General features: G+C 50.0%; 8 protein-coding genes. 4 read left to right on the top strand and 4 right to left on the bottom strand.

Going from position 1 to position 12,608, the window contains the following annotated elements; all coding sequences use genetic code 11:
• The first annotated feature begins 70 nt into the window (after window positions 1–70).
• Window positions 71–2,029, top strand: a complete 1,959-nt coding sequence (locus Mcas_RS15960) for a transglutaminase TgpA family protein (protein ID WP_052566649.1) — start codon at window positions 71–73, stop codon at window positions 2,027–2,029.
• Between the two features lie 84 nt (window positions 2,030–2,113).
• Here the strand turns inward: Mcas_RS15960 and Mcas_RS00850 are convergent, their stop codons facing one another.
• Both Mcas_RS00850 and Mcas_RS00845 read right to left on the bottom strand, forming a co-directional pair.
• Window positions 2,114–4,714, bottom strand: coding sequence for a dynamin family protein (locus Mcas_RS00850; RefSeq protein WP_081853494.1), 2,601 nt, complete (start codon window positions 4,712–4,714; stop codon window positions 2,114–2,116).
• Window positions 4,671–5,498 carry a hypothetical protein gene (locus Mcas_RS00845; RefSeq protein ID WP_040333416.1) on the bottom strand — a complete coding sequence of 276 codons (828 nt, stop codon included), beginning with the start codon at window positions 5,496–5,498 and terminating at the stop codon, window positions 4,671–4,673. The genes Mcas_RS00850 and Mcas_RS00845 overlap by 44 nt, the downstream gene beginning before the upstream one ends.
• Window positions 5,499–5,728: 230 nt before the next feature.
• On the opposite strand from Mcas_RS00845, the gene uvrB reads away from it, so the two are divergent.
• Window positions 5,729–7,720, top strand: a complete 1,992-nt coding sequence (gene uvrB, locus Mcas_RS00840) for an excinuclease ABC subunit UvrB (protein ID WP_040333509.1) — start codon at window positions 5,729–5,731, stop codon at window positions 7,718–7,720.
• A gap of 29 nt (window positions 7,721–7,749) precedes the next feature.
• Here uvrB and Mcas_RS00835 read toward each other — a convergent pair whose 3' ends face one another.
• Window positions 7,750–8,214, bottom strand: coding sequence for a chemotaxis protein CheX (locus Mcas_RS00835; protein WP_040333414.1), 465 nt, complete (start codon window positions 8,212–8,214; stop codon window positions 7,750–7,752).
• 140 nt (window positions 8,215–8,354) lie between these two features.
• Window positions 8,355–8,666 carry a PD-(D/E)XK nuclease family transposase gene (locus tag Mcas_RS00830; RefSeq protein WP_040333413.1) on the bottom strand — a complete coding sequence of 104 codons (312 nt, stop codon included), beginning with the start codon at window positions 8,664–8,666 and terminating at the stop codon, window positions 8,355–8,357.
• A gap of 250 nt (window positions 8,667–8,916) precedes the next feature.
• On the opposite strand from Mcas_RS00830, the gene Mcas_RS00825 reads away from it, so the two are divergent.
• Entirely contained in the window at window positions 8,917–9,477 is a 561-nt protein-coding gene (locus tag Mcas_RS00825) for a discoidin domain-containing protein (protein ID WP_040333411.1), read from the top strand.
• 5 nt (window positions 9,478–9,482) lie between these two features.
• A complete protein-coding gene (locus tag Mcas_RS15955; RefSeq protein ID WP_156032969.1) occupies window positions 9,483–12,593 on the top strand; it encodes a glycosyltransferase in 3,111 nt (1,036 codons plus the stop codon).
• Window positions 12,594–12,608 lie beyond the last annotated feature (15 nt).

The raw sequence follows: 12,608 nt of genomic DNA, 5'->3' as shown, positions 1-12,608 counted from the left end.
AAGGGGGGCGCACCCCTGCCACAAACCGCCCCTTTCTTTCTCTTTGCCCGAATTATGAGCAGGAGCTTATATGACCATAACGTCATATTTTAAGGGACATAGCCAAATCGAGGTAGAACGCCTCCTGAAGGTCGTAACGTATGTGGTTGCAACCTTTGCGTATCTGTCCGTCTGTCGTTATATCGGGTTGGTCTACAGCGCACTTTTCATAGCCCTGATGGCCCTGTCGGTGTACCTGGAGTACGTCAAGGGATACTTTGTCCCCCGGTGGGTGGTCAACGCCTTGTCGGTAACGGTAATAGTGCTCTCCCTGTATCGCGTCTATGCCGAAGACCTGCTCGAACCTACGGTTGAAACCCTTGCCATACTCTTGGCAATCAAGTTCATGGAGGAAAAGAAGTTCAGGGATTACATGCAGATATATATGATCAGCGTGTTTCTGCTTACCGGTTCTGCGCTGTTATCCATAGACTTTATCTTTCTGGTGTTTTTCATACTGATCTTTTTCCTTGTCTCAATCTCCGTAGTGCTCCTGACCTATCACACGGAGTCTCCGTCTCTGCGGTTGGACAGGGATGCCCTGTATAAGATAATAAGCCGTTCGATGTTGATTCCGCTGATGTCGGTACCGCTTACGGCGTTGATATTTATGGTGCTGCCCAGGACGAACTTTCATTTTCTCGGTTTTTTGGGCCGGGCATCCGTGGGGCGGGCAGGTTTTGCAGACAACGTCCTCCTGGGTGACGTATCAAACATACAGTTGGACTCAAGCATCATATTCAGGGCACAGATGGAACCCCTCGGCAGGGAACACCTCTACTGGCGCGGTATCGTCTTTGACCACTTTGACGGAACCTCCTGGGAGGCTACGGAGCAGGAGCCTGTCTGGGCGCTAAACAACATGCCCATCAAGGGCAGAATGGTCAGACAGACTATATACCTCGAACCCTACGGCAACAAGTACATGTTCACCCTCGATAAACCAATCATTGTCTACCATCGCCACAGAACCCTCTACCAGAACTTTGTCGTAATGGCCCCCGATGACATAAAGTCAAAGGTGCGCTACGATGTTGTATCCATCCTACCGGTGCGCGACTATGGCGTAAAAGACGACGAAACAAGATTCCTGCAACTACCTGATGATTTATCGCCCGATATACTAGCGTTGACAAAGACGCTCACCGCCGGGATGAACAAAAAAGAGGCAATGGCCTCACTTGTGGGGTATCTGCGCGATGGTCAGTACAAGTATTCGACAGAGAAACTGCCACAGAGTTCCACCCCCCTGGTGGACTTTCTATTTAAGCACAAGTATGGCAACTGTGAGTACTTTGCCTCCGCCCTTGCCGTGATGCTTCGTGCATCGGGTATCTCTGCCAACGTCGTCGGCGGATACAAGGGCGGTCTTTACAATGCCGTTGGAGGGTACTACATAGTGCTCCAGAAAAACGCCCACGTCTGGGTCGAGGCCTACCTCAAGGACACCGGCTGGGTCAGGCTTGACGCCACTGCCGCAAACTCCGTGGACATGGCTGCCGATGACAAAAAAATGTTCATGAAGCTCAGGCTCCTCTTTGACTCTATCAACTACCTGTGGAACTCCATGGTCATCAACTATAACCTTGATAAGCAGTTATCCCTGTTTCAGAAGATATACCACAGCACACGCCTGAAGGGGCTGAATCTTTCGTTTCACAGGCTCAAGCCGGCCGTTATCGCCATTGGCAGTGTTGCCACGCTGCTCGTTTTGTTTAAGCTGTACCGCCTGCTGCGAAATCGCAGGTCTGTGGAAGTCAGGTTGATCAAGTCTTTCACCGGCACACTCAAGGGCTATGGATATGAGCGCCTGCCATCTCAGGGACTTGAGGAGTTCGTACAGACCATCCGGGAAGAGGAACTGAGAACACCGGCAACAGTCTTCGTCCTCGAATTTGAGCGCCTCTATTACAAGGACAAGACATTCACAAAAGAACACGTCAGAGACCTCAAGACACAACTGGCTATGCTTAAAAATTATAGGGCATAAATTTTAACAGCGAGTTTCGATTGCGTGCAATACAAGAAAATAGAAGAAAAGAAGGAGGGCGGCTCCGTTATTTATCCAGGCCGGCTACTTTCTTGCCAGAAGCTCGAACTGTTCTTTTAATACATACTCATCAAAGGGGTCATCCAGGGGGATACCCTGATACCTCCAATCTCTGATACATTGGTCTGCCTTGAGGTTTTCGCGGAGTATCTTTTGGGCAAATTCGTTGAAGTAATTATACCTTATTTCGAAGTTTTCATATATAAACCACTTGACACCACCGGGGGGAAATATCTTGTTGACTTCACTGATGGCATCGTCAAACATGATATGCAGCCTGTCCTTTTGAAAGTGTGCGGCGCCGGGGTAGAGCAACAACAGCTTGTCTCTGTGCTGATGTATGAGATTGAAAAACAGGTTCCTCTCCACAATGTCGGTAAGCGCAGAGCCAACCCTGTGGAGGTCGTTCACCAATAGCTGTATCACATCTGCCCGTTGACACAGGTTGTTTGCCCGTGCCACCTCAAGGGATTTAAGACCGTTGCCCAGGACGTAGAAAGATACCCTGTTGCTGAGTTCGCCGTCGATTGTGACGACCTTGATATCAATGTCGCTGTCCTGCACGTTTAAGGCAAAGGGGGGTTGCGTCTCCGTCAGGGGGCTGACCGCCTCATCAGTCAGCCTCATCAGACGTCTCAGGAAATTGACCTGAGTATCGTAGTCGTCTCCAACAAAGACAACGGTCTTGCGCTCTTTGCCGGATATCCCGGAGAGGCACTTGAGATAATAGAAATGAAACAGCCCCTCAAATAAACGATTCCCAAGCTGTATGAACAGGCTTCTGTGAGCCGCCTTTTTCCTCTCAGCAGAAGGTTTCCTGGCATATATGATGTTGCTGCCAATGCTGAGGCGCTGTTTGCTTTCATTATGCAGACAGGATATATCCTCAAGGAGTTTGTCGATATCCATGCTGATGGCTTCCAGGCCTCTGCACTGCGTCTCCGCATACGTAGGAGCTCTCTCTATCTTGCTGATATCATCCTCTATGGCGGATATCTTGCTTTGCAGGGGGGTAATAAAGGTGTAGAATATCATGCTGTCCCACCACTGAAGATGCTTTAGCAGCGGTTCAAAGAATAGCTTTAACGACACCAGGAGGTCATCAATGTACCGGGTCTTGTCTATATATTCGCCATCCCCTTCCTTGTGCTCCCTCCAGAAGGACAGCCTTGTCGGACTCTTTGTACCACCGATTGCCTCAGCTATGCGTTTTTTTTGCACGTTAGGGAGAAAAAAACTGCTCTTGTTGAGGTTTTGAATATCCGTCCGCCTTATTTCCAGGCCAAGGTCTGTGAAGTGTTGCCTGTATATGTCCCTGGCATTGTCGAGGGCGTTGAGAAAGTCAGTCTTTATCTTCTTGATCTCCTCACCAATGGCATATGCCCTGGCTATAAACCCCTTGTCGTGCATAGGGTTGTAGTCGTACCGATAGGTGAACAGCCTTGAAAGTTCGGAACTGTATTTGTTATACAATGCCGTATAGGACAGCTTGTCCGTCCAATGTGACACTACCGTGTTCTTGTCACTGACTATTATGCCATGATAGTCTTTAAGTACCTTCAGATATCTGGTTCTTTCTTCTGCATATCCCTCTTTTTCGCTCTCTTGTTTTATTGTGCTTTTTATGAGATTATTTAGCGTCTTTGTCTCATCTATGGTCTTTCGTAAGTTTCTTAGTGTAAATTCAGACTGTAGCTCTTTCGTTACACTTTTAACAACGTAGACGAGGTCCTCCATCCCTGAATCCTGCCATTGGGTTAGCTCTCCGGTTCTGAGATAGTTAAAGGCGGTGGTTGTCTCAACCTGCACGATGGGAGCGTCCTTTAGCTTTGAATAGGGATTGATAGCCCTTTCAAAGTCATTCTTATAGTTGTCAAGCAGCTTAACGACAGGTTCCGAGGCGCCATCGCCATAGGTCTGCTCAACAACTGCCCCCTTGCACGTCTGTACGAAGATAATTCGCTGTTCCGCATCCATTATCTGATTCAGTATCCTCCTGTCCGTCTCCTTCATAGGGCTTCTTATGGACGACAGGTAGATGATGAGGTCCGCCTGGGGAAGGAACTCACGCAGGGTCAGGTCCTCGTGTTCCTTTAACCCGTAGGCATCCAGTCCGGGGGTATCCGCTATTTCGATGCCTTTATCCAGGAGCAACGTCGGCAGGCCAATCCTCAGATATTTTACGTTGTATCTGTTTTGAGGGTTTTCGTCCTCGGAGGTATATTGCCATATGGAATCTTCAAGGGCGTTTTGACCGCGCTTTTTGATCGGGGGAGCGTTTTCAAAGTGTATCTCTAATTGCGGCTCGTCAGACTTTGAACAGAACACGATCATGTTGGTTGTGGCCTTGCTCTGCTCCTTCAGTACCTTCACCCCTGTACCAAGCAGGACGTTTAACAGGGAAGACTTTCCGGAGCTGGTGATACCAACCAGGCCACACTTTATGATGTTCTTTGAGAATGCCTCTATGTTGTTTTCGAGATTTGCTATCCTCCTGTTTAACTGTGCTATGCCAAGGCCACTTATCCGATACAGGATAGTCGTAATGTTAGCCAAAAACTCATTTGTTTTTAGCCTGTCGCTATCGATCACCCTGTGACCTTCCTTTTCTCCATATCTGGGCAATTGTCTTGATGTCTACATACTTCTCTATGTTTTCGGTTATATACTTTCTTATATCGTTGGTATAGTCCATGATAAGTGACCTGGTTGTTTTTTCCATATGTGCCAGCCTGTCATCCATCCTGGCTGTAAGGGTCTCTGTCAATTCGCCCTTGAGAATTACAACAAACATGCTGAGTAAGTCTATTGGCTCGCTACTGGTACCTGGCTGGAGGTTGCCCCTGTCTCCAATGTATGTCTTCGCCTCATGCCAAATACTCATTATCAGCGACCTGATGGTTTTTTCCATCCGCGTTAGCCTGTCATCCATACTGACTGTGAGTGTCTCTGTTAATTCGCTTTTGAGAACCCCCAGAAACCTCCTCAGCAGGTCCATCTGCTCATTGTCAATCTTTGAGCCGGATTCAGTCTTGGTTTCAATGTATGTTTTTACCTCAGACAAGGTATTAACCACCTGAGTCATGGTCTTTTCCAGTGCGGTGTGTGTCTTGTCAATTTTTCGCAAGGTCTCCCCTATGGAGGATATCTCCGCCCTGATGTGTTTTATTTCCTCCGCATCAATCTGTGGTTCCCTGTGCTGTTGTTGAGTTCTCAGATGGCTTTCTATGCTGTCATATATGTATTTCTTCAGTTCATCGTCAGAGTTTCGCAGCAGGGTTGAGACCTCATTGCGCAACAACTCCCTTATCAGATCGCTTGCCTGACCCCCTATGCCGCTGACTATCTCATCGGAGAGCTTGCTTATAATCGTCTTGCTTACTATGTCTATGTATAATTCGTCTTTCATCTGCACGATTATCCCAAAAAGCTTTTAATTCCACAATTTTGGCACATTTGCCCGCTTTTTGTCAATGGTCGGTAGCACCACGGGTGCATATACTAAAATGACACGGGTTTTTTCAGGTATGATAATTGAGTGTGAAATAATGGGGTCAAGGGGACAAGTCCCCTTGACAACCCCGCTTGTCTGTGCTGTCCCATGTGAAGAAAACATCACTATTATGTTACATTACAATGGTGGATGAGTTCAGACTTGTCAGCGAGCTTCTGCCAACGGGAGATCAGCCCCGTGCCATAGACGAACTTGCCCGCGGGGTCGAGGGCGGTTGTGCGGCACAGGTGCTGTTGGGAGTCACGGGATCGGGCAAGACCTTTACCGTGGCCAACGTCATCAACAGAGTCAACAAGCCTGCGCTCGTCATCGTACACAACAAGACCCTTGCCGCCCAACTGTATGGCGAATTCAGAGAGCTGTTCCCCGACAACGCCGTGGAGTACTTCGTCAGCTTCTACGACTACTACCAGCCGGAGGCATACATCCCCACCACCGATACATACATAGCAAAGGACTCGATGATCAACGAGGACATCGACAGACTCCGGCACTCAGCCACAATGGCCATACTCGAACGACGCGACACCATCGTCGTAGCCTCCGTCTCCTGCATCTACGGCATCGGTTCACCCCAGGACTACCTCGGCATGCACATGGTTATCAACGAAAACGACCGCATCACAAGAAACGGCCTCGTCGAAAAGCTCACCGAAATACAGTACAACCGCACGGAATCCGACTTCAAACGAGGTACGTTGCGCGTGCGCGGGGACATCATAGAGGTCTTTCCGTCCTTTTCGCGCGACATGGCCATACGCATCGAACTCTTCGGCGACGACGTCGAGGGCATATACGAGTTCGACCCACTGAGCGGACAACGCCTGCGACGCCTCCGATCGGTTGCCATCTACCCAAACACCCACTGGATCACCCCGCGGCACAGGATCGAGGCCGCCCTTGAGGAGATCAAAAGCGAAATGCTCACCAGCGTTGAACACTTCCTCAGGGCGGGCAAGGTCATTGAGGCCCGACGTATAGAGCAACGCACCATGTTTGATATGGAGATGCTCAGGGAGTTTGGCTTCTGCAACGGCATAGAGAACTACTCACGCCACCTCAGCGGCAGGGCACCCGGACAACCGCCCTTCAGCCTTATAGACTACTTTGGCGGCGATTTTCTGACCATCATAGACGAGTCTCACGTTACGGTGCCACAGGTGCGGGGCATGTACGAAGGCGACAGGTCTCGCAAACAGACCCTCATCGACTACGGCTTCCGGCTTCCCTCGGCCCTGGACAACCGCCCGCTGACGTATGCCGAGTTCGATGAGCGCATCAAGAAGGTCATATACGTCTCCGCCACCCCGGCAGAGTATGAGGTCAAAAAGTCAAAGGGGCGCATCGTTGAACAGATCATAAGGCCAACGGGCCTGCTTGACCCCGAGATGTTTGTCCGTCCGGTGGCGGGGCAGGTCGATGACCTCGCCGCAGAGATCAGAGAGACCACGCAACAGTCCCAACGCATCCTGGTGACAACCCTTACCAAAAAGATGGCCGAAGGACTGGCTGATTACTACAACGAACTCGGCCTCAAGACCCGCTACCTGCACTCCGACATAGACACCCTGGACAGGGTCAAGATATTGCACGAGTTGCGTCTTGGGGTCTTTGACGTTCTCATCGGGGTCAATCTCCTGCGCGAGGGGCTGGACCTCCCGGAGGTATCACTGGTGGCCATCCTGGATGCCGATAAGGAGGGCTTTCTCAGAAGCGAACGCTCACTCATCCAAACGGCAGGACGCGCCGCACGAAACGTCAACGGCAGGGTCATCCTATACGCCGACAAAATCACCGGCTCCATGAGGCGTGCCATAGATGAAACCACCCGCCGACGCCTCCTGCAGTTGAACTACAACCAGTGTATGGGCATTACCCCAACCACCGTCAAAAACAACATCAAAGACATCCTGGCCTCCATCTACGAGGCCGATTACTGGACAGTCCCCGCTACCACTGATGCACCGGAGGCCATGCCCCTGGATGAACAGGCCATCCTTGCACTCCAGCAAGAGATGAGGGAGGCCGCCAAAAATCTCGACTTCGAAAGGGCCGCCCTCCTGCGCGACAGGATCAAAGGGGCCAGAGAACTAGCCCTGCGCATTGGATTATCCTGAGTCCTTGTAAGGGGGCTTAAGGGGGCTAACTACTTCTCAAAGCATATCTCTACAAAGAACGAGCCGGCCACCGTCTCAAATGGCACTATGACAATAGGCCCCTTGGTCTTGTGTGAGACCATGTGACCCTTGCCCACAATGACTGACGGGATGGCCAGGTCAAACTTGTATCCCTGCTCAGAAAGCAACTTTTTGGCCCCGCCCGTTACCATATTGGTAATTTCGCCTACGGTGTCAGCCACGTCATTGTTGATCGTGGTGAAGGTTTCTCCGAGCATCTGAGAGGCAATATGCAGTATCGCAGCTTCCGTAAACGTTATAGCCAGAGACCCCTTGGTCTGCTGCCCTGCAAGACCTATCAACCCAGTGACATCACCCTTGGCCGACGCCTCCTGCTTCAAAAACGGTCTGCCTGGTTTGGCCTGGGTATTGGCCATCGTCGAAAGCACCTTGACAATACTCTCCAGAAAAGGATTCACAAATTCTACTTTCATCTGTCTTACCTCATTTTTATTTTTTATGCCTTAATATTATCACAACCAACACACTTTTTTGTAAAAATAAACCCCTGATAAGAAAGATAGTTTTTTACCAACAAATGGCAAGTTTGCTTTTCAAAACTGGTTGGTCTAATCTAACTGGCCGTCAAAGTCGCTATCTCGTAGGCCTCCTGTAGCTCCACAGAGTCTGCACACTTAGGTACCATATGCAGGGAAACAGCGTTCTTTATAAAATGTATCCACTTGTCTGTTATGCTCTCCAACTCATCCTCAGTCCTGGTAAACTTGGGCAACTCGATAAAGTTGAACTCCAAATCCTTCAACTCCTGCCTATATGTTGATAGGTCCAGCACAGAATTCAAAAAGGATATGAGTATCTCCTTCTTGTTTTCATTGCCAAATATCTTCTTAAACGCTATATCGTTTCGTACGTCTACAAACTGCATCCTCTATTTTATCCGAAAATCCTGAGGTAAAGCAACAGGCAGGCAGCGTTGACCATGAAGAGCGGATTGGGCAAGATCACACCCGTAGAATCAACGCCCCCAATCACAACTGCCCCCCATCAGGGAAACTGTCAAACGAAACCATGAAAAAAATTTCTCACTACCATTTTCCTGCTATTGTTTATGGAGCCATAGAAATTGTACAATAGGACTGTTGAGTTAATGTTTGATACTAAGGAGATGCAATATTATGAAGCTTCAACGGATAACGATAATGTTATGTTTAATAGCCGTCACACTGTCATTTACATCCTGTCAGGGTGGTCAACCGGCCAGTAGTACCCCTGGTGTGGCTGGTAGTAAGAAGACGGTTGAGGGTAACAAGGCACCACAGGGTGCAAGTGTCCAGATTGATGGCATTGCCTACAGCGCTTCAATGGCGGGCGAAGGGCACGGTGTAAACAAGGCATTTGACAAGAGCACCGCTCCAAATGACTTCTGGGAGGCCATCGGTTGTCCACAGTGGATAAAAATCGCATATCCGCAACCCACAGAAGTAAAAGGATACGAGTTGCAAACCGGAGAGATGCCGGCAAGAATGCCCAGAGAGTGGCAGTTGCAGGCATCAGACGATGACACCAACTGGGTAGACCTCGACACTCAGGCAGACCAGAAGGACTGGAAGGTAAATGAAAAACGACCCTACTATATCACAAAACCGACAAACCACAAATTCTATCGCTTCAGCTTCAATAAAGGCAACGACCCCGAACCGATGGTGCTCAGAATATATGAAATCTCGCTGCTATAATGAAAATGGAAGATATATTTAAACAACCAACCCTCATAGCATATAACCGGAGGTCGGACAAACCGGCACTGAGCATAATCCTGATCGATTGGTCGTGTCGTCAGAGCATCCATTCCCTGCACTACCTCAATGACCAGTCCGTCAGCAGGGATCGGTATGAAATCATCTGGATCGAGTACTATGACGGTGCTCTGCCTGATATAGAGATGGCCATGAAAAAAACCAAGCAGACCGGTAAACCCCCCGTTGTTGACAAGTGGCTGACGCTCAACATGCCCGATGACATGGTGTACCACAGACACCTGATGTACAACGCAGGTATCGTGGCAAGCAGTGGCGATATTGTTGCCTTCTGTGAGTCGGATATCATCTGCGGGACAGACTTTGTAAAGGGCATACTTGATGCCTTCAGCAAGGATGGCGATATTGTGCTGCACCTGGATAAGGTATGCAGTACGGACAGACGATTTTACCCGTTTAACTATCCAACCGTCGATGACATAAAAAACACCGGTGTCAACTGGGAAAACGGCACCACCACGGGCCTGAACGACAAGGACGACTCCCTGCATACCCTGCACTACGACGCATGTATGTGTGCCGCTCGCCAGGGACTGATCAACATCGGTGGGGCCGACCAGCACGTTGATTACCTTGGGTACGTCAGCGGGGCATACGAAATGACCTTCAGGCTCCTCAACGCCGGTAAGAAGGAGGTCTGGCTCCAGGATGAGTTTCTGTACCACACCTGGCACCCCGGCCATCAGGGCTATGGCGACTACGCCGGTGTACACGATGGCAAGGGCATCTCCCTGAGGGCGCTGCATAATCTGCAAACAGGCAAAATTGAACCGTTTGTTGAAAACGAGGCCATCAGGGCGCTGCGTATAGACAGCAACATGACCTTTGATGCGCTAAAGGACAAGCTCATAACCCCTGAGCACATTAAAGACTGGCGCTATTGCAGTCTGTTCCCTCCCTCCTCTCTACCCTCGCAGGCAGAGGGAGACTCAAAAGGGGCGGGAATGATATATAAATCATTTGCACGGGACGATGACGATACGGATGATACCAAAAGGGCAAGCCTGTCCTCTGAAAACGTCCGGGTGTGGAAAGACCCCGTAGAGATATGTCTCTATGAGGAGTTTCATATCATAAAGTTCTACGATATGTTTTACGCAATGCCGATTGTCCTGGGCAGGGTTGACTTCAAGGAAGACGAACACAACTACTTCCCCGGCATCCTGAAGGACAAGAACCTTGACAAACTGAAAAAACTCATCGACGCCAAAGGTAAACAGCTCATAGAAGAGGTAAAGCTCATCAATCACCCCACGCTTTTGATGGCATACTACGGACATAATATCGTCACGTACCTCAACCGCTTCTATGCCATCCCGCACGGGGCCGGCAAGATCGACTTCACCAGGGGAGAGCATAAGTATCACCCCTCAGTCAAAACGGCAGATACCGAGGAAGAGATAAAGGCCATGGTCGATGACTCAACCTTGCGGGTGATATCGACGTACAAGGACCACCAGATAATCAGATATGGAAGGTGTTTCTATGGTCTGCCTAAAGCGGTAGGGTACGTTGATCTCTTTGATGCCGCTCAGAGGAACAGGATACAGGTGCTCAAGGCAAAGACCCAGAGCGGTCTGGAACGCCTCATAGATGACCTCGGGGACTGTTTTGCCCAATCCCCCGAAGCCGAAACGGAAGATCACCTTCCCGGAGATGCTGATTGTGCGCAAAAGCAACACGACGATAACAACGCGGCCACTGCCGGCAAGGGCATGCATCAGGAGAACATAGTAAACGAGCGTCTGACTGAGGTGGAGTACGGCGGCTGGATACCCATATTCAGGAGGTTTGGCGATTGCGGCAATCACCCGCAGTTTCGACACCTGGAGTCCTCCCCGGATGGCTACAAGTTTGTGTACTCCAGGCACCAGAGAAACGAAAAACTCCCCGGCGCCCTGGACCTGTTGCTGATCCGTCTGATCAAGGTCTGGCGGGCGTTATTGATGATAATCCCGGTACTGAAGCTGTTCTTTGCCTCCTTGATACGCGGGGCAAGGCTCAGGCACATATTTGAGTTTATCTCAAACCGTGGTGTACGTTCTCAACTGATGGTGCCGCACAACTCAAAACTCGTTTTTCTGCCCAGTGTGCCCTTTACATACGGACAAACCCCCTGGGTCATGGAGGTCGAGGACACCACGTCGATGTTCTTTCCCTCACTGCACAACGGCAGGACGGCAGAGCTTGACATCACCACGTCCCCGTATTACCCCATTCTCAAAGCAATGCTGGAGTTGGGCAGTTGCCGGGGGATAATTACACACGTGAAGTCTACCGCCGAGAGCATCCCGGTGATCTTTAAAAACCCGCACCTGGCAAAGAAAATGACCTATATCCCCCTGGGGGTCAAGATACCGCAGAAGTTATTTATCCGTAAAAGCTCCAACTGTGTAAATCTGCTCTTTACGACCTCGTGGCACCAGAACCCTGAGAGTTTCTTCCTCAGGGGAGGGCATGACCTGCTGGAGGCCTACAGCGTTCTGCACCGGCACTATCCCAACGTGCACCTGATACTCAGAACCAGCCTCCTGTCAAACATGGACAAGCGCTACGTGGACATCATCAACGGCTGCAACGTGCGTCTCATTGACAGCTACCTCTCAAACAGGGAGATGCAGATACTCCTTGACCAGGGTGATATATATGTGTTGCCCTCGGCACGGATACACGTGGTATCCATACTGCAGGCGATGGCCAATGCAATGACCGTGGTCGTCTCCGATGGCTGGGGCATAGAGGAGTACGTCGTCAACGGTTACAACGGCATTGTCCTAAAGGGACGCTACGGAAAGGTCTCCTGGATAGACCCGCAATCGGGGATGCTAAAAGAGGATTACTCACACATGTTTAAGCCGGACCCCGTGATAGTAAACGGCCTGATCGGAAGTCTCTCCGCTCTGATTGAAAACAAGCAGTTGCGTGACAGGCTCGGCAGCAACGCACGGAAAGACGTGAAAGACAAGTACAACATAGCAAATTGGAACAAAGGCCTGAAACAAGCCTTTGACATGGCCCTGGGCAAGCAGGAATAAGAAATACAAGTATCC

Source organism: Candidatus Magnetobacterium casense, assembly GCF_000714715.1.
GTDB classification, from domain to species: domain Bacteria; phylum Nitrospirota; class Thermodesulfovibrionia; order Thermodesulfovibrionales; family Magnetobacteriaceae; genus Magnetobacterium; species Magnetobacterium casense.
Note: the sequence above shows the minus strand (reverse complement) of the source record. Positions and strands in the feature narration are given on the sequence as shown.